This window comes from Acinetobacter sp. Swhac1, assembly GCF_013390985.1.
Taxonomy (GTDB): Bacteria; Pseudomonadota; Gammaproteobacteria; order Pseudomonadales; family Moraxellaceae; genus Acinetobacter; species Acinetobacter towneri.
The window spans coordinates 42561-65444 of record NZ_JACASN010000013.1; the positions used below are offsets into that span (position 1 = coordinate 42561).

General features: G+C 42.2%; 19 protein-coding genes. 8 read left to right on the plus strand and 11 right to left on the minus strand.

The genetic code is table 11. The annotated features are described in order from the left end of the window. Positions 1-47: 47 nt before the first annotated feature. The 5 genes from HX743_RS08510 to tviB are packed head-to-tail and all read right to left on the minus strand — an operon-like array spanning position 48 to position 4124. A complete protein-coding gene (locus tag HX743_RS08510) occupies positions 48-497 on the minus strand; it encodes a GNAT family N-acetyltransferase (protein WP_178318988.1) in 450 nt (149 codons plus the stop codon). Further along, complete coding sequence (locus HX743_RS08515) at positions 485-895, minus strand: FdtA/QdtA family cupin domain-containing protein (RefSeq protein WP_178318989.1); 411 nt, start codon at positions 893-895, stop codon at positions 485-487. The genes HX743_RS08510 and HX743_RS08515 overlap by 13 nt, the downstream gene beginning before the upstream one ends. A gap of 2 nt (positions 896-897) precedes the next feature. Continuing rightward, positions 898-1776, minus strand: coding sequence for a glucose-1-phosphate thymidylyltransferase RfbA (gene rfbA, locus HX743_RS08520; protein ID WP_178318990.1), 879 nt, complete (start codon positions 1774-1776; stop codon positions 898-900). Further along, positions 1776-2834: a dTDP-glucose 4,6-dehydratase gene (rfbB, locus tag HX743_RS08525; RefSeq protein WP_178318991.1), complete on the minus strand. Its 1059-nt coding sequence runs from the start codon at positions 2832-2834 to the stop codon at positions 1776-1778. Before rfbB ends, rfbA begins: the two co-directional genes overlap by 1 nt. 12 nt (positions 2835-2846) lie before the next feature. Beyond that, positions 2847-4124, minus strand: a complete 1278-nt coding sequence (tviB, locus tag HX743_RS08530; RefSeq protein WP_178318992.1) for a Vi polysaccharide biosynthesis UDP-N-acetylglucosamine C-6 dehydrogenase TviB — start codon at positions 4122-4124, stop codon at positions 2847-2849. A gap of 343 nt (positions 4125-4467) precedes the next feature. Between tviB and HX743_RS08535 the strand changes: the two genes are divergently transcribed. The 5 genes from HX743_RS08535 to HX743_RS08555 all read left to right on the plus strand — a co-directional run bounded on the left by HX743_RS08535 (position 4468) and on the right by HX743_RS08555 (position 10495). After that, positions 4468-5535 carry a polysaccharide biosynthesis/export family protein gene (locus HX743_RS08535; RefSeq protein ID WP_372238845.1) on the plus strand — a complete coding sequence of 356 codons (1068 nt, stop codon included), beginning with the start codon at positions 4468-4470 and terminating at the stop codon, positions 5533-5535. 1 nt (position 5536) lies between these two features. Beyond that, on the plus strand, positions 5537-5965 hold the full coding sequence (locus HX743_RS08540; protein ID WP_004680161.1) for a low molecular weight protein-tyrosine-phosphatase: 429 nt from the start codon (positions 5537-5539) through the stop codon (positions 5963-5965). Between the two features lie 19 nt (positions 5966-5984). Continuing rightward, positions 5985-8183: a polysaccharide biosynthesis tyrosine autokinase gene (locus HX743_RS08545; protein WP_178318994.1), complete on the plus strand. Its 2199-nt coding sequence runs from the start codon at positions 5985-5987 to the stop codon at positions 8181-8183. 308 nt (positions 8184-8491) lie between these two features. After that, entirely contained in the window at positions 8492-8866 is a 375-nt protein-coding gene (locus HX743_RS08550) for an endonuclease domain-containing protein (protein WP_136143550.1), read from the plus strand. 174 nt (positions 8867-9040) lie between these two features. Continuing rightward, on the plus strand, positions 9041-10495 hold the full coding sequence (locus tag HX743_RS08555) for a capsule assembly Wzi family protein (RefSeq protein WP_178318995.1): 1455 nt from the start codon (positions 9041-9043) through the stop codon (positions 10493-10495). A 92-nt stretch (positions 10496-10587) separates the two neighbouring features. Here HX743_RS08555 and HX743_RS08560 read toward each other — a convergent pair whose 3' ends face one another. Next, entirely contained in the window at positions 10588-11232 is a 645-nt protein-coding gene (locus HX743_RS08560) for an START domain-containing protein (protein ID WP_178318996.1), read from the minus strand. A gap of 132 nt (positions 11233-11364) precedes the next feature. Then, positions 11365-12186 (minus strand): 4-hydroxy-tetrahydrodipicolinate reductase, encoded by an 822-nt coding sequence (dapB, locus tag HX743_RS08565; protein ID WP_178318997.1) that lies wholly within the window; start codon positions 12184-12186, stop codon positions 11365-11367. 282 nt (positions 12187-12468) lie between these two features. Here dapB and HX743_RS08570 point away from each other — a divergent pair, with 282 nt between their 5' ends. Further along, positions 12469-12756, plus strand: a complete 288-nt coding sequence (locus HX743_RS08570) for a hypothetical protein (RefSeq protein WP_178318998.1) — start codon at positions 12469-12471, stop codon at positions 12754-12756. A 94-nt stretch (positions 12757-12850) separates the two neighbouring features. Here HX743_RS08570 and dnaJ read toward each other — a convergent pair whose 3' ends face one another. From dnaJ to HX743_RS08590, 4 genes are all read right to left on the minus strand, one after another. Beyond that, on the minus strand, positions 12851-13966 hold the full coding sequence (dnaJ, locus tag HX743_RS08575; RefSeq protein ID WP_178318999.1) for a molecular chaperone DnaJ: 1116 nt from the start codon (positions 13964-13966) through the stop codon (positions 12851-12853). 128 nt (positions 13967-14094) lie between these two features. Beyond that, on the minus strand, positions 14095-14472 hold the full coding sequence (locus tag HX743_RS08580; protein WP_026438412.1) for a hypothetical protein: 378 nt from the start codon (positions 14470-14472) through the stop codon (positions 14095-14097). A gap of 135 nt (positions 14473-14607) precedes the next feature. Further along, positions 14608-17742, minus strand: coding sequence for an efflux RND transporter permease subunit (locus HX743_RS08585; protein WP_178319000.1), 3135 nt, complete (start codon positions 17740-17742; stop codon positions 14608-14610). Between the two features lie 3 nt (positions 17743-17745). Continuing rightward, positions 17746-18885, minus strand: a complete 1140-nt coding sequence (locus tag HX743_RS08590) for an efflux RND transporter periplasmic adaptor subunit (protein ID WP_178319001.1) — start codon at positions 18883-18885, stop codon at positions 17746-17748. A 459-nt stretch (positions 18886-19344) separates the two neighbouring features. Between HX743_RS08590 and HX743_RS08595 the strand changes: the two genes are divergently transcribed. Then, the gene (locus tag HX743_RS08595; RefSeq protein ID WP_019837343.1) at positions 19345-19959 is read left to right on the plus strand and encodes a TetR/AcrR family transcriptional regulator; all 615 of its coding nucleotides are present in this window, start codon (positions 19345-19347) and stop codon (positions 19957-19959) included. Between the two features lie 235 nt (positions 19960-20194). Next, a complete protein-coding gene (gene ppc / locus HX743_RS08600; RefSeq protein ID WP_131261313.1) occupies positions 20195-22879 on the plus strand; it encodes a phosphoenolpyruvate carboxylase in 2685 nt (894 codons plus the stop codon). Positions 22880-22884 lie beyond the last annotated feature (5 nt).

Consider the following 22884-nt stretch of genomic DNA (forward strand, 5'->3'; position numbering starts at 1 on the left):
TAGGTTTTCATCAATATCATTGCATGCTGTGGCAAAGTTGTTTTCTATCATAAAGTATCAAGCCTCATTACAACGCACTTATCTTCTATACCTGTTTCTGAGAAACCATATTTACGATATAGACGAATGGCTCTTTCATTGGATACAGCAACTTTTAAATTAATTTTTTTTAATCCTAAATCTTTTGCTTTTTGAATACAGAGATTGATAATTTCTTTACCATGACCATACCCCCAGTATTTTTTATCTCCAATGTAGCCCCAATACTCTCCTTCATTAGCAGAGATATTTTTTAAACCACACGCTCCAACTTTGACTCCATCAATCGAAACTCCATAAATAAAATATCCACTTCTGGATTTAATATTTTTAAAAAAATTCAACTGCTCTTTCTTTGTAAAGTCTGGAGTCATAGTTAGCTCTTTAATCTCAGGGTCACTCAGCCACAACCAAGATAACTCTAAAAATTCTTCGGTGTATTCAACTAACGATAGCATTTCTGAATCTCTTTTAAGAAAACATCATAATCACGAATATAGTCGCTTTCATCATAATGCTCACTTGCCAACACAAGCAAAACACAATCTTCTGAAAAATTATGCATTTCATGCCATACCATAGGTGGTATTTTTAAACCTTGATTCGGCTTGCACAATACAACCTCTTGCTTTTCCTTACCACTATCCATCAACATTTTACAACTTCCTTGAATACAAAAAGCAATTTGTTGTAGTTGTCTATGTGCATGAAATCCACGTGGAACATCAGGCTGAGCGCCAAAAATATAATAAAGCCTTTGAATATTGAATGGGATATTCTTATTAGCTTCAGCAACAACAAGGCTACCACGGTGATCACCTAAATCAGGTAATTCAACCCACTCTATAAGGTTCATATTTATTCACTCACCAAAGAAATGAGATATTGACCATAATCATTTTTACTCATGCTCTGACCAATTTCTAAAACCTGTTCTTTACTCAGCCAACCATTATTCAAGGCAATTTCTTCTAAACACGCCACTTTATAGCCCTGACGTTTTTCAATAGTCTCTACAAACTGCGCTGCCTCAAGTAAACTTGCATGTGTGCCTGTATCCAACCAGGCAAAACCACGTCCAAGCAATTCTACATTTAAATCACCACGCTCTAAATACATCTGATTAACTGTGGTAATTTCTAATTCTCCACGCTCAGAAGGCTTCACTTGTTTCGCAATTTGAATCACATTATTGTCATAAAAATACAAACCTGTAACTGCAAAGTGAGATTTAGGCTGCTTTGGTTTTTCTTCTAATGAAATGGCACGTTTTTGTTCATCAAATTCGACCACACCAAAACGCTCAGGATCTTTCACCTGATAACCAAATACCGTTGCACCTTTTTGACGGGTAACCGCCTGTCGAAGCATAGGTGTGAAGCCTTGACCATAAAAAATATTGTCGCCAAGCACTAAGCAAACATTACTGTCCCCAATAAAGCTTTCACCAATAATAAATGCTTGTGCCAAACCATCAGGGCTAGGTTGGACGGCATATTCAAGCTGAATTCCAAATTGAGCGCCATCACCTAATAAACGTTTAAAACCATCAATATCTTCAGGAGTACTAATAATGAGTACTTCTCGAATACCTGCAAGCATTAATACTGAAAGCGGGTAATACACCATTGGCTTGTCATAAATAGGCAACAATTGCTTAGATACCCCTTTGGTAATCGGATATAAACGTGTACCTGAACCGCCTGCTAAAATAATACCTTTTGTTGTATTTGACATTATGAATTTACACCCAATCTTTCGCGTTGGTAACTGCCATCTTGCACTCGATGGCACCAGTCTAAGTTATTTAAATACCACTCTACCGTTTTACGGATTCCAGTTTCAAAAGTTTCTGCAGGCGTCCAACCTAATTCATTTTGAATTTTTGTGGCATCAATCGCATAGCGTAAGTCATGACCAGGGCGGTCTTTTACAAATGTAATCAGTGATTCATAAGTTTGACCATTGGCTTGTGGCTTTAACTCATCCAAAATTTTACAAATGGTTTTAACCACTTCTATATTCTGCTTTTCGTTATGACCACCAATATTGTAGGTTTCACCCACTACACCTTCGGTTACCACTTTATATAAAGCACGTGCATGATCTTCTACAAATAACCAATCCCGAATTTGCTGACCATCCCCATATACAGGTAAAGGTTTAGCATCCAGTGCGTTTAGAATCACCAATGGAATTAGTTTTTCTGGGAAATGGTAAGGTCCATAATTATTTGAGCAGTTGGTCACAATGACAGGTAGACCATAAGTTCTGTGCCAAGCACGGACTAAATGATCTGAACTGGCCTTAGAGGCAGAATATGGAGAACTTGGCGCGTATGAAGTTGTTTCTGTAAACAGATCAGTCGTACCTTCTAAGTCGCCATAAACTTCATCCGTTGAAATATGATGAAAGCGAAAGTTTTGTTGTGCTTCTGGGTTAAGACCCATCCAATATTTTCGAGCGGCCTCTAATAAAGTATAAGTTCCCACAATATTAGTTTGAATAAATGCTGCAGGACCATCAATTGAGCGGTCTACATGCGACTCTGCAGCCAAATGCATAATTGCATGAGGTTGAAATGCATCTATTGCAGCTGCAATTTGTTCTGTATCACAAATATCAATTTGTTTGAACTCATAGTTCGAGTGTTGATCAATTTCTTTTAACGACTCTAAATTACCCGCATAAGTCAATTTATCTATATTCAGAACTTGGTTATTGGTGTTTTGAATAATATGGCGGATGACAGCTGAACCAATAAATCCTGCACCGCCAGTCACTAAAATTTTCATAATTTCCTTTTGTTATAAGCGAATATCTACATCTGTATGATTTAAAATATATTTTAAATCGTATAAAACATATTTTTCTTTTGCCACTGCTTTAAACTTATCTATAGACATCTGCTTAAATTGATCATGCGCAACTGCTAAAACAATGGCATCATATTTAGCGTTCGCCAAACTAGCAACAGGGTCTATACCATATTCCTTTGCTGCGTCTAACGGATCCACCCACGGGTCATAAATATCTAAATCTAAATCATATTCTTTTAAAGCTTTAACCATATCTACAATTTTAGTATTGCGAATATCAGGACAGTTCTCTTTAAAACTTAAGCCCATCACTAAAATTTTTGAGCCAACCACTTGTATACGTTGCTTCACCATCTCTTTAATCAATTGTGTTGCAACATATTCACCCATACGGTCATTTAAACGACGTGCCGCTAAAATAATTTCTGGATGCAAGCCTAAAGATTGGGCTTTATGGGTTAAATAATACGGGTCTACCCCAATACAGTGCCCACCGACTAAACCTGGACGGAAAGGTAGAAAATTCCACTTAGTTCCCGCAGCCTGTAAAACCGCTTCAGTATCAATACCCAACTTATTAAAGATCACGGCTAATTCATTAATTAAAGCGATGTTCACATCCCGTTGGGTATTTTCAATGACCTTAGCTGCTTCAGCCACTTTTATACTCGGTGCTTTATGTGTACCTGCAGTCACAATCAGTTGATAAACTGCATCGACAAAGTCTGCAACTTCTGGAGTAGAACCCGAAGTCACTTTTAAAATATTGGTCACACGGTGCAGCTTATCGCCCGGGTTAATCCGTTCTGGGCTATAGCCTGCAAAAAAATCCTGATTAAACTTTAATCCAGACACTTGTTCTAAAACTGGAATACAGGCTTCTTCGGTAGCACCTGGATATACCGTAGACTCATACACCACCACATCGCCTTTTTTAAGTACTTTCCCAATACTGGTAGAGGCTTTAATGAGCGGGGTCAAATCGGGTTGTTTAAACTCATCAATTGGGGTTGGGACAGTCACAATAAAAAAATTGCAGCTATTTAAGTCATCTAAATTGGCAGAATAAGTCAATTGCGTCGCTTGTTTAAGTTCTTCTGACGACACCTCTAAGGTATGATCTTGTCCGCTTTTTAATTCTTGTATACGTTTTTGCTGAATATCAAAACCCACCACAGGCAACTGCTTACCGAATTCAACCGCTAGGGGTAACCCGACATAGCCTAAACCAATAATGGCAATTTTTAGGTCTGAAAGCTGTAGCATTTGAGCGCCTTTAAATTTATATCTGTATTTTATAAAGAATGAATCTTTCGGCAGGAATACTAGCAGAAATTTATCAAATTTCTATTATGATTTGTGCTCAAATTCGTTGAAAGATGCATCAGTGTATAGTTTTTGTGACTATTCAATTTTTTTAATTTAGATTAAATTCACAATTTGGGATTTTTATCATTTTTTTCGCAAGGAATTTGACAGAATCTGCAAAATGATTACAAATTGCTATGTACCTATTTGACAAGTTCGGTAAGATGGTCGGAATTGATTTAAATATTTTAATAAATTAAAAATGGAATCTCGCGTGCGACACTTTCAACTGGCTGTTTTAATGGCATGTGGCATTGCCGCCACTGGCTGTGCTGTGACCTCTGGCTTACAAACCTATGACCTACCTACACAAGGTGCGTACAAAACAGACCAAGGGGCTCAAATAACGGTCGTTCAGCTAACACAGGACAATTTACCTAGCCACTTGCTCAATAATATTCAGAGTGTAAATTCTACCTATCATTTATTTAACAATAAGCAACACATTTACCGTTTAACTGCAGGTGATGTACTTTCAATTCAGCTTTGGGCTTATCCTGAGATTACACCACCTATCCAAGATATTAGTAATATCAAAGCGGCTGGCTATCCAATTGACCCAAATGGCAATGTATACTTACCTCTACTTGGACAAGTCAAAGTTGCGGGCAAAACGCTGGCTGAAACCAACCAATATTTACGCTCACAATTTTCGCGCTATTTAAAACACCCAGATGTAGTTGTGCGCGTTCTTTCTTATGAAGGACGCCGCTATTTTGTAAATGGTCAAGTCATGCGTAGCGGTCAGTACACATTAAACGACCAACCTATCAGTGTTTATACAGCTTTGGGACAAGCAGGTGGCGTAAATACTGAAACAGGTGATAACACCAATATTCAACTGATCCGACAAGGGCAAACCTATCACTTAAATGCTGTAGAACTAGAAAAGCAAGGGTTGTCTTTGCACAACTTACTTATTCAGCCCAATGACACAATTTTTGTAAATGCAAAACAAAATCAAAAGCTATACGTTATGGGTGAGTCAAATAAAAGCCAGGCACTTACTTTACGTGATCAAGGCATGACCTTAAGTGATGTATTGGGTGAAAGTGAAGGTGTTAACCCTTATTCTGCAAGTGCTGCACGTATTTTTGTGATGCGCACAGATTTAAGCACTAAAACCTCTACAATTTATCATTTGAACTTAAGCAGCTTAGGCAATTTGGCTTTAGCCAATCAATTTCAGATGCAAAAAAATGATATTGTATATATCGATGCAACGGGGCTCACACGCTGGCAACGTATCATGAATCAAATTGTGCCTTTCTCGAGTGCACTTTACACATTTGACCAGTTAGGTAAATAGCATGCAAATTCAAAATGTTTTGGTTGTATGCATTGGAAATATATGTCGTAGTCCAATGGCTGAATATTTTCTAAAAAACAATCATCCCAATTTAAATATTGAGTCTGCAGGTCTCTCTGCAATGTCTGGACATTCGGCAGATGCAAAAGCTATACACTGTATGGATCAACTGAATATTGATATGCGTCCACACATTGCCAGACAAATTACTGCCGAAATGATTAAAAAATCAGATTTAATTTTAGTCATGAGTAATAATCAAAAAAAACATCTTGAGCAAACTTGGTCTTTTGCCAAAGGAAAGGTTTTTCGTTTAGGGCATTGGCAAAATCAAAATGTGCCCGATCCTTATCAACATGATCAAGCTTTTTTTGATGAAACTTGTCGCAACATTCAAAAATACGTTTCTGATTGGCAATCCCATTTTTAATTTTTAGCAGTTTTATTTCATGAATTCGAATAGCACACCTCAAGACGATACCATTGACTTAAAAGAATTATTCTTTTCTTTGCTGTCGCAATGGAAGCTCATTGCTCTATGTACACTCCTTAGCCTCGTTTTCGCTCTCCTTTACTTAAAAGTAACGCCAAATGTTTACTCAACGGATGCTATGATTCAGGTTGAGGACGCTAAAGGTGCTGGTGCGGCAGCTCTTTTAGGGGATTTAGGAAGCGCACTACCTGGAGGAGTGGGTGGAAAGTCAGCTGCAGATGCGGAAATTGAAATCTTAAACTCGCGCAAAGTGCTCGGACAAACCATACAAGACTTAAAGCTAGATATTCGCATCACCGATGAACAAAATAGCTTGACGCATCGTTTGCTCAACACAGTTCAAAGTAAAGTTATCTATAAAAATAATGTTGTGACTTGGCAAGATAAAAAAAATGTATTTGTTATTCAATCTTTTGATGTGCCTAATTTTTATCTAGATAAAAAACTCACATTAAACTTTACCAATGGACAAGATTTTAGCCTGTCTTATAAAAAAGATGTTGTATTTAAAGGAAAATTAAATACGATCAATCAAAGCCTAGATCAGAAAGGTTTATGGAAAATTCAAATTTATGCGAAAAACCCTATATCGCATGATTTTTCAGTCACTAAATTATCTATGCCTTCAGCCGTACAATGGATTAAAAAAGATTACGGCGTAGCGGAAAGAGGTAAAAACTCTGGTGTGATTGGTCTTAACTACAATGGTGAAGATAAAGAACATATCACACAAGTACTTAACCACATCTTAAATATTTACCAAGCACAAAATATTGAACGTAAATCACTGGAATCGGCTCAAACATTGAGCTTCCTTGAAAAGCAACTGCCTGAGTTAAAACAACAACTCGAAGACTCTGAAATTAAATTTAACCGTTTCCGAGAACAATACAACACAATTGATGTAACACAAGAAGCGGAGTTAATGCTAAAGCAGAATGTTGAGCTGGAAAAATTAAAAATCCAACTACAACAGCAACAAGCAGAACTCTCTTCAAAATATACGCCTGACCACCCATTAATGTCAGCAATTAACGCTCAACTTTCTGAAATTAACAAAAAAACTTCGGAAATGACTCAATCCATTAAGCGTTTACCTGAAACCCAGCGACTGTACTTACAACTGTACCGCGATGTTAAAGTAAATACTGAGTTATACACCGCGTTATTGAATAGCTATCAACAACTCAAAATTGCCAAAGCAGGTGAAATTGGTAATGTCCGCATTATTGATACTGCAATTGAACCTGTAAATCCAATTAAACCTAAAAAGCTCATCACATTAGTACTTGCTATTTTTGTAGGTGGCTTCTTGGGCACATTATTAGCCTTACTACGTAACATGTTGCGCTCAGGTATTAAAGACTCGAATCAAATTGAAAATGAACTGGATTTACCTGTTTATGCCACTGTACCACATTCACCTGTGCAAGAAAGCAATATTAAAATTCTGAAAAAGAAAAAGAATATTCCTATTCTTGCGGTTAAAAATAGTGATGATATTGCCATTGAAAGCTTGCGCAGCATGCGTACTGCCATTCACTTTGCCTTAAGCAGTGCCAAAAACAATATCATTATGATTTCTGGCCCTGCACCAGAGTTGGGTAAATCTTTTATTTCAAGTAACTTAGCGACTATTTTGGCGCAAAGTGATAAGCGCGTATTATTGATTGATGCCGATTTACGTCGTGGTTATATGCACAAATACTTTAATTACGACCCTAAGCCTGGCTTAACCGAATACCTGAATGGTCAACAAGAGTTAGGCAGTGTTGTGCGCAATACTGAAGTTGAAAATTTAAGCTTCATCAGTCGCGGCAAAAGCCCTGCTAATCCGTCAGAATTGTTAAGCACGCAAAAATTTGCAGACATGCTCACGCACTTGTCGAGTCAGTTTGACCATATTCTGATTGATACCCCGCCAGTTCTTGCCGTCACTGATGGGATTATTATTTCACAATATGCGGGTGTGAATTTGGTTGTGGCACGTTATGCCAAGACGCAAATGAAAGAGCTTGAAATGACTGTTAACCGCTTTGAACAAGCTGGCGTGAAAGTCAACGGCTTTATTTTGAATGATATTCAACGTGAAGCGGGTGGCAGTTATGGTTATAACTATGCTTATGCCTATAAAGCCAATAAGAATGAGGATTGATTTATTCAATCTAACCTTTTTGCTGGTGCTAGGCTTCCTCCACTGTCAAAGATGAGCTATAAGGCAAAAGCCACCAACGTTAAAATCCCTCCTAACCTCCCTTTAAAAAAGGGAGGAATGTTTCATTACAAAGCCTCTGCTTGTGCTAGCCTCCCCTTTGAAAAAGGTGAGCTATATGCTCGTGCTAGCTTCCCCCTTTGAAAAAGGGGGATGGAGGGGGATTAAAAAAATCTAAAAAGATGAGCTATGTATGTCACAAGAAAGCTAATTAAAAATAAACCACTTTTTAAAACAAAGAATAAAAAACCATGCAACCCTATAACAAAAATTTAAAATATAACGCACGACAGTTAAGAAACAATATGACCGAAGCAGAACAAAAACTCTGGTTACGACTGCGTCAAAAACAACTCTTGGGCTTACAGTTTTACCGGCAAAAGCCTATTCTGAATTTTATTGTAGATTTTTACTGTCCTGCGGCAAGTTTAATTATTGAATGCGATGGCAGCCAACATTTGAACGAAAAAGGCTTAAAGTATGATTTATTACGTGATCAGGCTTTAACACAGTTAAATTTAACGGTGTTAAGATTTAACAATTTACAAATTTTGCATGAACTCGATGCAGTCGTCCAAACGATTGAAAATGTGATTTTAAGTCAACACGCTGATAATCCCTCCTAGCCTCCCTTTAAAAAGGGAGGAACATTCATTACAAAGCCCTTACTTGTGCTAGCCACCACCTTTTACAGAAGAGTTTTCTGTTGAAATTTACAACAATACTCAACAATTCACATTGCAAAAATCCACTCAAAAACCTATCTTGGTTACAGTTATAAACGCTGAGAATATATAAGCATGTTTGCACCCAAAGCGCTGCTGGCGACACTGGCATTAAGCTCCTCCTTAACCTTTGCCCAAGGCATTGTCTTAAATGACCAAAACTTACGTACCGATTTAAACTGGCTAAATCAGCAAGGCGTGATTCAAATTAGTACGTCAACTTGGCCTATGAGTGGTGATGAAATTCAACGTGCACTTTCTCAAGCCAAAGTCAGCAACAACAATCATCAAAAAGTCATCGATGCAGTGGTGGCACACTTAAATGCCAATAACCAACTGCTCAAAGCCTCACTTTTTGCAGAAACAGATCAAAAAAATATTCCACAAGCCTTTGGCGACCAACAAAAAGCGCAATATCAAGCAGGTTTGGAACTCAATGCAGGCAATCAAAACTGGGATGCTAAAATTAGGGTCAATGCAGAAAAAGATCCACAAATTGACAACGATCAAGATGTCAATGTTGAAGGTTCGTATATTGCAGCCAAACTTTGGAATCAATGGCTCATTGCAGGGCAAATTCCAACCTACTGGGGGCCTGCACATGACGGCAGTTTAATTCGTGGCGATGCTAGCCGCCCAGTATACGGCGTAACTATGCAACGTGCTGAACAACAAGCTTTCAGCAACAAATGGTTGTCATGGATTGGTCCATGGCAATATCAAGCCTTTGCAGGTCAGTTACATGATTATGATGCTGTACCCGATGCCAAATTGATTGGTTTACGTGTCACTGCACAACCGCTACCCTATTTGGAATTGGGTGCATCACGTGCCTTTCAATGGGGGGGTGAAAATCGTCCAGAAAGTTTTGACTCATTTTGGGATGCGGTGATTGGTAAAGATAATGTGTATGGAGATACTCCTAACCCATCTAACCAAGTGGCAGGCTTTGATGCACGCTTAAACCTACAGCCCTTGCTAGAAGTGCCAATGGGTGTTTATGCACAATATGCAGGTGAAGATGAAGCAGGCGGCTTACCTTCAAAAAAAATGTATTTGGCTGGGATAGATTATTCATCAAGCTATCAGAATATGCCGTTCCAACTCTATACCGAATGGGCTGACACCCGTACCAACGGTAATGCACAAGGTATCACTTATAATCACAGCACCTATACCGATGGTTTCTACCAACATGGCTATCCTTTAGCGCATGCTATTGGCGGTGATGGACAAATGATTTCAGTCGGTGGTGATATCCGTCTAGACCGCCTAAACCGAGTCAATGCACGTATGCTGTTTGCCAAATTTGATCAGGCGGCTAATCGACGTGCGAGAGGTGAAACCAACCAAGCTTTCCCAGAAAAAGATCAGTTAAAAGCTTTGGATTTGACTTGGACACACTATTTACGCCCAGATATTCCACTTAAACTGAATGGCTGGATTAGCGATTCAGATATCCATGGCAATGATGGTGGTGCATCGATTGGCATTGAATTTCCTTTAGAAAAAGGGCTGTTTTCTTATTAAGTCTACCCGCTAGACCGAAATACTTCGTGGATGAGATCGACACCGATTTCATCCATTTTTCTGAGATTAAAAATTCAGCGCCACTCAATTATTTAACGCAAAATTTCAGGCAACGCCTTATAACTACCGCTTTTGCTTAATTCAATTTTCATTTTTTGCAGCATTTGATACGGTTGCTGCTGCACAAACATATTCACAAAACTTAAAGGAATCGAGCCCTCAGGGTTAGCATAGCCATAGGTACTGACTTTGACTTTTTGATTGCCCAGTTTTTGAAAGGTCCAGTCGCCTTCGTAATCTTGAATACGCACATAATCTGGGTTCAAGGGATAGCCCCCCTCAATAGCTTTATTTTGAATACTAACCATACCTTGCACATCTTTACTCATTTTGCCTTTGACCACCAAATCACGATCTTTTAGTGGAAAAGGAAAATCCAGCACCATATACAGTAAGAACTCACCTTTTTGGTCATCGCGTGACAAAACTTTGACACTGCCAACATAAGGCACCCATTTCACGGCATGATCAACATCTAAAATTAAGGCAGCAGCTTTTTCTAAAGGTACATTGAAGGTGGTTTCGGCCTTATACACAAACACAGGGCTAGACTGCTGTTGGAAGGTCCAGACTTTAATATTGTTTTTATGAATACTCAGTTTGGCATGTTCAATATTTTGTGCAGAGGCCGCACAAATACAGGTGCTTAACCCAAGCATCAGCAGAGATTTTTTCATTTTATTTTGCATCTTATTTTAGTTTTAAATCGGGTCTGATGCGTCATCATCCATGACATCAGACCCTAGTTTTAGCGGTAGATTGAAAATTGTTCAAGTAGTTTTTATCTATTTCGGATTCCTGCGCAGTTTTTAAACCTGAATATCGTTAAATCCAAGAACATCTTTCATATCGTATTTACGCGCTTCGCGTCCCACCACCCACGCTGCAGCACGCACGGCACCTGCAGCAAAGTTCATGCGGTTGGTGGCTTTGTGTGTAATTTCCACACGCTCGCCATCGGCAATAAACATCGCGGTATGTTCACCCACAATGTCGCCACCACGAATGGTCTGGAAACCTATACTTTTACGCTCACGTGGCCCTGTGTGTCCTTCGCGGCAGTAAACAGCGTCTTGTTTTAAATCACGACCTAAGGTTGCTGCAATGGCCTCGCCCATCATCAATGCCGTGCCTGATGGTGCATCGACTTTATGACGATGATGCGCTTCAATCACTTCAATATCTACACTATCACCAAAGACTTTGGCTGCCAATTCCAGCAGTTTAATAGATACGTTTACCCCAACTGAATAGTTGGCGGCATACACCACTGGCGTCTGTTGAGCCGATTCTTCTAAGAGTGCTTTTTGTTCATCATTCATGCCTGTGGTGCCAATCACAATCGCCACGCCTGCTTCACGACAAAGTTTTAAGTGCTGTGCTGTGGCGGCGGGTGCGGTAAAGTCGATTACGACATCACAGTCAGCTAATACTTGTTCTAGGCTGCCCACGACTTTCACACCGAGTGTACCCACACCTGCCAGCTCTCCCGCATCTGTCCCCAAGAGACTGCTTTCTGGGCGTTCGACTGCGGCTGCCAATTGGTAGCCTGCTTCTTGAACGGCTTGAATTAAGATGCGCCCCATACGGCCGCCTGCACCTAATACACCAATGCGTGGAGTTGCTGACATAGCATATTCCTAAAATAGATTCTAAATTGTGCTTACTATAGCAAAACTCGCTGCCTAGACTAAGTTTGTCAGCCAAGTTTCTGGGTTTATTTTTATCGGAAAGCAACTGTGACAGTATGCTAAAGGTCACTTTAAATGCCACTGGCAAACTTTTATCAAAGCGATGCTAAAAATTTATCTGAAAATGCTCATTTTTTGTTTTTATTTCACAAATTTGCAAACTTGTATGCGCAGACTAGCCTGCACGAATGATAACAACTGCAAAAATTAAAGGGGATTTACATGCATTCGAAGAAAATTGTATTGGCATTATTGTTGGGCATGAGCACAGCATCCGTATTTGCAGAGCCTGCACTTCAAGAAGGGGATACGCTTGAAAGCCTGTCTAAAGTCCGTATTAGCGTGACGCTACAAGAACCTCTTGCTGTTGAAGTCGATGCACCTGAACTAGAAGAAACAGCACCAACGGAAAATGTGGTTGTTGCAACCGTTCAACCACAAACTACCGTTGAAACAGCAACGACTGAAATGGTGGATGTTTTAGAGATTGATGTACCTGAAGTCGAATAAGAGTACAGCAGATACAACAAAGGCGATCTTCAAGATCGCCTTTATTTTTGAGTTTAGATGAGGTCGTGCTTTGACATACCTAACCTAGGTTTCCTTAATCAAACAAACGATCAAAGAAAGACTTTTTCTTTGGTGATGACTGACTGCCCTCACCCTCCATCGTCGTCTGTAATTCTTTTAACAATTCACGCTGACGTGCCGTTAAATTCACAGGTGTTTCCACCACAATACGGCAGAGTAAATCGCCCTGCATACTGGTACGCACAGGTTTTACCCCTTTACCACGCAAACGGAACAATTTACCCGTCTGTGTTCCCTCAGGTACTTTCAGGCTCACGCGACCATCTAGAGTCGGAATTTCAATTTCCTTACCTAAAGCAGCATCGGCAATGCTAACAGGCACATCCATATACAGATCAGCACCATCACGCTGGAAGATTTCGTGCTCACGCACCACCACTTCTACATATAGGTCGCCCGATTGACCATCACGAATGGCTTCACCTTTACCTGTTAAGCGTACGCGGTCGCCATTGTCCACGCCAGCAGGAATGGTCACCTCAAGGGTTTGCTGACGATCTGACACCCCCGAACCATGACATTTTTTACATGGGTTCTTGATGATTTTGCCCTGACCACGACAGGTACTACAGGTTTGCTGTACCGAGAAGAAACCTTGTTGCATGCGTACTTGACCCGCACCATGACAGGTTGGACAAGTTTCAACATCATTTGGATTTTCTGAGCCTTTACCATCACAAGCGTCACAAGGTGCAGGTGCTGTAAAGGTGATGGTTTTCTTGACGCCTTTGACTGCTTCTTCAAGCGTCAATTCCATCACATAGCGTAAGTCTGAACCACGGCGTTGACGTTGCTGGCCACGCCCCCCCCCTCCAAAGGCTCCACCGAAAATATCCCCAAACTGGCTGAAAATATCTTCCGCACTGAAACCACCGAAGCCGCCAGCACCACCGCCCATACCACCTTCAAAGGCTTGATGGCCCATACGGTCGTACATGCTGCGTTTTTCGCTGTCTGACAGAACTTCATACGCTTCTGAAGCTTCTTTAAACTTCTCTTCAGCTTCAGGATTGTCCGGGTTACGGTCTGGATGATATTTCATCGCCAACTTACGGTAGGCTTTTTTTATTTCATCATCACTAGCGGTTTTAGCGACACCCAAAACCTCATAATAATCACGTTTAGCCATGTCTGGCGATGCTCCTCACGGAATTCTAATTAAAACTGAACTGATGTGTGAAATTGGGGTAAAACTGAGTTTTACAAGGGAAGACTGCTAAAAATTTTAGCTGCCTGCTGAATACACGCGAAAAGTCCTTAGAATACGGCTTTATTTTTCAAAAATTTGGATAGCCCTTTAATCCAAGCATTGATTAAAAATAAGAAGGCAATCACGGCAAAGACGACACCTGCTACGGTGCAGGCTTTGACCCATAAAAAGGCATCCCAAGGAAAGAAGGCCAATGGAATAAACCACAATGCAGCAAACAATGCCAATACACTGTAAATCACCACATTACGCATGATCCATAAAGCCTGTGCCTGTAACCAGACTTCAGTGCTATCGACCACAATCACTTTTCGTGCATACCAATACGCCAATGCACCACTCACCACAGTAAATAAAGCAAAAAACATAAACACGTAAGAGATCGCGACAGACCGGCGAAACTTTACCAAGTTATCTTGCTTCATAATGTGATTTAACCCCATCTGTGCCATGCTTTATTTTTTAATCTGGCGCATGCTGTAACGTATGCAAAGGCTGAAAAATATAAGGTGCTACTATATTGAAATTTTCCAAGTTTCGCACCCGTTATTATGTCACTTTTACAGATTATGTGGATTTTTTTTCACTTTAAACCACTGTGCATATAATGCAGGTAAAAAGAACAGGGTTAATAGGGTCGCGACAATTAATCCGCCCATAATCGCCACAGCCATCGGGCCAAAGAAAATACTGCGAGAAAGTGGAATCATGGCCAATACTGCCGCCAAAGCGGTCAGTACAATTGGACGACAACGGCGCACCGTAGCGTTAATAATCGCGTCCCACTGCGATTCCCCAGCCCGAATATCCTGCTCAATCTGATCAATTAAAATCAAAGAATTGCGCATGATCATGCCCGATAAGGCAATGGTGCCGAGCATCGCCACAAAACCAAAGGGTTTGTTAAACAGCAACAGGAACAATACCACACCAATAATGCCAAGCGGTGCAGTTAAAAACACGATGAATGCACGGGACATGCTACGCAGCTGAATCATCAACAAAGTCATCACCACGGCAAGGAAAAATGGCATGCCTGCATTGACTGACTTTTGCCCACGTGCCGATTCTTCAACCGTGCCACCCACTTCAATTAAATAGCCACTTGGCAACTTTTCACGCAGGGCCGCCATCGGTTCAGACAGTTCTGCCACCACCGTTGCAGGTTGCAAATTGCTACGAATATCACCACGTACGGTAATGGTCGGCAAGCGGTTACGATGCCAAATTAAGCCTTCTTCAAAACGGTATTCAATTTGTGCAATTTGCGCCAACGGCACCGATGTTCCACGTGAAGTCGGTATAGCCAAACTGCTTAAAGATGCGACATCTAGGCGCTCGGTTTGATCACCACGTAAACGGATTTCAATCAGTTCACGTTTTTCACGATACTGGTTAATAACCGCGCCACTGATAGAGCTATTAAGGAAGTTAGCTAAATCCAGACTCGACACCCCCATTTGACGGGCACGGTCTTGATCAATCTGCAATTGAATGACTTTGCTCGGCTCACCCCAATCTAAATGCACATTGGTACTGTTTGGATTGGCACTGATGGTGGCTGCGACTTGCTGTGCCCATTGTCGCACTTGTGCCAAGTCTTCTCCTGAAACGCGGAATTGCAATGGATAACCCACTGGTGGGCCATTTTCCAATAATGACACGCGAGTACGCACCTCTGGCAATAACAAGCGAATTTGTTCAGATAAATTACGGCGAATTTCATTGCGGTCTTCTAAAGACGATGCCAATACCACAAATTGGGCAAAACTGGCCTGCGGTAATTGCTGATCTAAAGGCAAATAGAAACGCGGCGAACCTGTGCCGACATAGGCCACATAATTGTCGATACCTTGTTGTTGTGCTAAAAACTTTTCAACTTTTTTAACGGCTGCTTCTGTGGCTGTTAAGGACGCACCCTCTTCAAGTTTTAAATCGACTAAAATTTCTGCCCGATTGGAAGGCGGAAAGAATTGCTGCGGTACCAATTTAAACATGGCAATGGATAGGACAAAAATGGCTACGGTCGCTGCAATGACAGTTTTACGATAGCGCACACAGGTATTGACCCAACTTCGAAACACTTGATAAAAGCGGGTTTGATAAGGGTCGTGTAATTCACCTGTTGGCTGTAGCACAGGCTGCGGCTCAGCTTGTTTGCCTAAACGCGCCCAAAGACGTTGATACCACGGCGCTCGCTGTGCATGACGCTGAAAATCTGGCAATAATTTATCGCCTAGATAAGGCACGAATAGCACGGCAGCAAACCAGGACACCACCAAAGCTATGGTGACCACTTGGAAGATGGAACGGGTATATTCCCCTGTACTTGAGGCTGCTGTGGCAATGGGTAAAAAACCTGCTGCGGTAATCAATGTCCCAGTCAGCATAGGAAAAGCAGTCGTTCGCCACGCATGACCTGCCGCTTGCAAGCGGCTATAGCCTTGCTCCATCTTAATTGCCATCATTTCAATGGCGATAATCGCGTCATCCACCAATAATCCGAGCGCTAGAATAAGCGCACCGAGTGAAATTTTGTGCAGCCCGACATCAAACAAATGCATACCTGCAAAAGTCATCGCCAAGACCAGTGGAATGGAAAATGCCACCACCAAGCCAGTACGAAAACCCAATGAAAAGAAGCTGACCAAAAGCACGATAATCACCGCCTCAGCCAAGACTTTCATAAATTCATTGACGCTGTGTTTTACCGCTACAGGTTGATCAGACACTTTTTGCAGTTGCATGCCTATAGGCAAAGTTTTTTGCAAACGGGCAAATTCTGTTTCCAGATTTTTACCCAAAGCCAGAATATCACCGCCTTTACGCATCGACACCGCAATGCCAATGCCATTTTCGCCCATAAAGCGCATACGCGGTTGAGCAGGTTCGCTAAACCCACGATAGACCTCGGCAACATCGCCCAGTTGAATGGTGGTGCCATTCACCAACAGCGGCATTTGTTTCAACTCATCGACACTGTGCAACGCACCGCTGACACGCACCTGAATACGGTCTGAATGGGTTTCAAAAAAACCTGCGCTCGCCATGCTGTTTTGTTGTTGTAAGGCTTGCTGAATCGCGGTAACAGGAATACCAAGTTGTGCGGCTTTGGTGTTAGATAACTCAATCCAGATTTTTTGGTCTTGCAAACCGACCAAATTGACTTTGGCCACATCTTTGACCCGCTGCAATTGTAGTTGCAAACGGTCGGCATATTCTTTGAGGGTGGCGTAATCATAGTCTGCGCCTGTCAGCACATAAATATTACCAAAAGTGTCGCCAAATTCATCATTAAAAAATGGGCCTTGTACCCCTTGTGGCAATTCATGGCGAATGTCATTGACCTTTTTACGCACCTGATACCAGACATCTGGAATTTGGCTGGAACGCATGGAATCTTTGGCAATAAAAGTCACCATGGACTCGCCCGGACGCGAATAGGCCATGATGCGTTCATAATCGCCCGTGCTCATCAATTCTTTTTCAATACGGTCAGTGACTTGTAAGGATACCTCTTTGGCACTCGCTCCTGGCCAATAGGTTTGAATCACCATCACTTTAAAGGTAAACGGCGGATCTTCACTTTGTGCCAATTTAGAATAGGAAAAAAAGCCGACAATGCCCAACAACAGCATCAAGTAGACCACTAAACCTTTATTTTTTAACGCCCATTCGGATAAGTTAAAATTCATATTTTAACGCTCCGTCTGTGTGGCCGCAGAAGCTGCCTGAGCTGTAGGATTGACTGCCTGTACAGCTTGATTGTCACGGTTAATCGGGCGAATTTTTTGTCGATCACGCAGTAAATGCACCCCACCCATCACCACATAATCTTGCGGCTGTAAGCCACTCAGTACAGGCACGCTGTCACGTCCATAAGCGCCCAATGTAACAGGAATTTGGCGCACGGTTGAGTCTGGCTGTAAGACCAAAACAAAAGCTTGTTGCCCAGTTGCCGATACGCTAGATAAAGGCACATATAAGCCCTGATTGGCTTGGCGAGTCAGAAATACCCGCGCACTTTGCCCCAATTGAATCTGTGCATTGCCTTCGCGTAAAGCCACTTTGACTTTAAAAGTACGCGACTGATCTGCCGCAGGGGAAATTTCTCGAACCGTACCTGCAAAACGGGTATCGGGTTGTGACCATAAACTTACCGTTGCCTCTTGCCCGACTCGAATTTCACCCACCGCTTGTTCAGGCACGCCAATCACGACTTCACGCTCCCCATCAATCGCCAATTGATAAGCGACCTGCCCTGCCGCTAAAACCTGCCCAACTTCAATATTGCGTTCAGTAATCACACCATTTTTTGTGGCACGTAACTGGTTATAGTCGGTTTGATTGCTGCTAACTGCATAATTGGACTGCGCCTGTTTCAACTGCGCCATAGCATGTTGATACTGGTTTTTGACTGCATCATATTGCGAGCGACTGACGGCATTCATGGGTAATAATTGCTGAAAACGCTGTAACTCATCACTGGCAATTTTTGCAGCAGATTGCGCACTTTCCAGTTGCGCACGCGCGGCATTGAGCTGCAATGCTGCATCTTGCACATCCAGTTTTGCTAAGACTTGCCCAACTTTGACCTGATCTCCCACATCGGCAAAACGCTGTGTAACTTGCCCTGCAACCCGAAATGCCAAAGCCGTTTGCTGACGAGCTTGCACCTCGCCTGCATAGCTTTTTTGCTCAAGATGTAAACTGCTGGGCTGGGTTACCATTACCAAAGGGACTTCCTGTTCAACCTCGTTTTTTTGCTTGCTGCAGCCCATTAGGGTGATACAGCACAGCAGCATCAGGCTGGCAATGAGATTCTGAGTCGTGTTCATCAGGTTTGCTCTTATTTAAACGTTTTTTTTAGGGCAGAATACGGTAGGGTTTGCTGACACTTCGTCTATGTTTGCGACATGAGAGATATATCTCGCAAGGTTTTTTAGCTGATATAAGGCATGAGGCAGGAAACTTAGTCATTCTAAGTAACTGACTCATAACGTAATAGCAGTAAAAAAAATGCTCACCCCCTTGCGCAGCAAACAAAGCAGCACTTTGTTCTTGCTCATGTGGCTAAAACTTTCTCAGATTGCTTTATGAAACTTGGTAATAGTCTCGCTATTCCCTGCGTTTCATGCCTGATCTGCTCAGTTTTAGCCTACAGCGCAAGCCATTTATGAAGTGCGTGCAAACCCCTATATTAAATTGATTATTTTTTAATTAATATACCACTAGGTACATTAATTAAAACTGAAGCGTCATTTTCCAGTTGTACTGATGCAAATTAGGAGGAGCGTGTGCAGATTCATGTCGGACGACCCAAAGATTTAGAAAAACGCCAACGCATTTTAATGTCGGCAAAACACTTGTTTTTAAAGTTGGGCTTTCATGGTTCTAGTATGAATCAGATTGCACGTGAAGCAGGCGTGACCAAATTAACGGTGTATAACCACTTTCAAGACAAAGCCACGTTATTTTCCTGTGCCATTGAAGAAACCTGTGAAAGTCTGCTCAAAGCACAACCTTTGGACTTGACTGCACATAGCAATTTTAAGCAGGCCTTATACCAAGCCTGTAAACTGTCCTTGAACTTGGTCAATATGCCTGAAGCGATTAAATTAGAACATTTGCTGATGGAACTGGCCTCGGAGCAAAATCCGTTGGCATTGCAGTTTTACAATGCCTCACATGCCAAACTTCGCGCGATGTGGGAAAGCTTCTTTCGCCAAGCAGTAGAATTGCAGTTTATTCAGGCCGATGAACCAAAAACGCAAACTGAATTGATCGTTTCCTTACTGCATGGTTTACGTCACCATGAAGTTTTACTCGGTGTACGTGCCGTGCCCGATGCTGCACAATCTCAAAAGATTATTGAAGATGCGATTGGTATTTTTATGCTGCGTTATGGCTGAGCAAGCTAATTTTGCAGCCTCATCATGCGAAATCTAACTCTCACCTTACACATATACGAATGATCAACTGACTCATATCTCCGTCCTGTATTTCTCTCCTAAATACTGCCACTTGGCACTATAACTTCAGATGCGCAAAATCCATGCAACTTTTGTAGATAGCCCGCTTGGATTGTATCTAAATCGGGGTATAGTCTTAACAGAGTAGAAAAACACAGAACATGGAGAACAACGAATGATTCAACAAATTGATGCTCCTCTACGCGATGACGTACGCTTACTTGGCAACTTATTGGGTGAAACCCTCAAGTTACACGCAGGACAAGATTTGTTTAATCAGGTCGAACAAATTCGTGCTTTATCTAAAGGCGCGCGCGATGGACAAGCCGAAGCTGAAAAACAACTCGAACAACTGTTTTTAAGTCTGGAAGATGATGAAATCTTACCGCTGACCCGTGCCTTTACCCACTTTTTGAACTTTGCCAACATTGCCGAGCAATATCATGTGGTGCGGAGCCGTCGCCAAAGCGAATTTGATGAAAATGGCGTTTCTCCAAACCCGCTAGATCACTTATTTATCAAGTTTAAAGACAACCAAATTTCTGCAGAAACACTCTTTCAACAAGTCTGCGAGCTAAAAATTGAGTTGGTTTTAACTGCGCATCCGACTGAAGTCAGCCGTCGTACCCTGATTCAAAAATATGACGATATTAATGACTGCTTGTTTAAAATGGATCAGCAAAAACTGACACCACGTGAACGTCAGGCAGTTTTGGCAGATTTAAAACAGCTGATCAGCTCGGCTTGGCAAACCGATGAAATTCGCCAACATCGCCCAACCCCTGTCGATGAAGCCAAATGGGGCTTTACCACCATCGAACAAACCCTGTGGAATGCGGTGCCTAAATTCATGCGTGAATTAGACAGCATTGTGCAGGAACATTGTGGACAAAGCCTACCGCTGAGCGTTGCACCTGTACGTTTCGCCTCTTGGATGGGCGGTGACCGCGATGGTAACCCGAATGTCACTCATAAAGTTACTCAAGAAGTGCTGTGGCTGTCACGCTGGAAAGCAGCAGAACTGTATTTACGTGATATTGAAAACCTGCGTTGGGAACTTTCCATTCAGCAATGCAGCCCAGAATTGGCAGATGCTTTGGGACATTTCCATGCCGAGCCGTACCGTGAATATTTACGCGACACCCGAGAACGCCTAAAAGCCACCCGCGACTGGTTAGCAGCGAAACTGCAAGGCAAAGAGGCTGATGACAGTTTGGTCATCAAAAGCAAAGACGAACTGTTACAGCCTTTATTGCTGTGTTATCGCTCGCTGACGGCTTGCCAATTATCAGACATTGCGAACGGCAAATTGTTGGATTTAATTCATCGTGTGAATTGTTTCGGCATTGAATTACTAAAACTGGATATTCGCCAAGAATCGGGACGTCATCGTCAAGCCATTTCTGCCATTACCGAATATTTAGGTTTGGGCAATTTTGAAACTTGGACTGAACAAGCGCGTCAGAACTTCTTGCTTCAAGAGCTACAAAGTAAACGTCCGTTATTGCCAAAATTCATGCAAGAACCTGCACAAAGCCTGATTCAACATCCCGATGTGCAAGAAGTGTTTGCCACCATGCGCACTTTGGCTGCACAGCCGCAGGAAAGTTTGGGCGCTTATATTATTTCCATGGCGGAATATCCAAGTGATGTATTGGCAGTGTTATTGCTGCAAAAAGAAGCGGGCATTCAGCATCCTTTGCGTGTGGTGCCGCTGTTTGAAACCCTGAAAGACTTGGATGGGGCTGCCCAAACCATGAATACCCTATTTAATATGCATTGGTACAAACAGCATATTCAGGGCAAACATGAGGTGATGATTGGCTACTCAGACTCCGCCAAAGATGCAGGGTTCATGTCTGCCAACTGGGCGCAGTACCGCGCGCAGGAAGAACTGACTGCGGTAGCGCAGCAACATGCTGTGCAGCTAACCTTATTCCATGGTCGTGGTGGTTCCATCAGCCGTGGCGGTGCGCCAACGCAACAAGCATTGTTCTCACAACCACCGGGTTCTATTTCAGGTGCAATTCGCGTCACCGAACAAGGTGAAATGATTCGCTTTAAATTTGGGCTTGAAGGGGTTGCCTTACAAAATCTGGAAGTCTATACCGCTGCAACCTTAGAAGCGACGCTGATGCCACCACCTGTGCCGAAAGCAGAATGGCGCGAGCTGATGGATAACATGACCGAACTTTCGGTGCAGGTCTATCGCCAAACCGTGCGTGAAAATCCGCATTTTGTGAAATATTTACGCACTGTCACGCCAGAGCTGGAATTGCAGATGTTGCCACTCGGTTCACGTCCTGCGAAACGTAAAGTGAGCGGTGGAATTGAATCCTTACGTGCCATTCCGTGGGTATTTGCATGGACACAAATCCGTTTAATGCTGCCTGCTTGGTTAGGGACAGGCGCAGCAATTAATCAAACGCTCGATCAGGGACAAAAAGCCACTTTGGATGAAATGCTCAGCGATTGGCCGTATTTCCAGACTTTAATTGATATGCTAGAAATGGTGCTATCTAAAGCCGACAGTAATATTGCCCTGTACTACGAATCTAACCTGACCGATGACGAAGACTTAAAACAACTCGGTGAGCAACTCCGTCAACGTCTGCGTGATGCTGTGACGACCCTACTGACCCTCAAAGGTGAATCGCAATTGCTCAGCAGCAATGATGTGCTAGATCAATCGATGCGGGTGCGTAAACCTTATTTATTGCCACTGCATTTGCTACAGGCAGAATTGATGAAACGTCGTCGTTTGTATTTGGCAGAACAGCATGCCGAACATACCCCTGTCGATCATGCCCTCATGGTGAGTATTGCAGGGATTGCAGCAGGCTTACGCAATACAGGTTAAGCCTC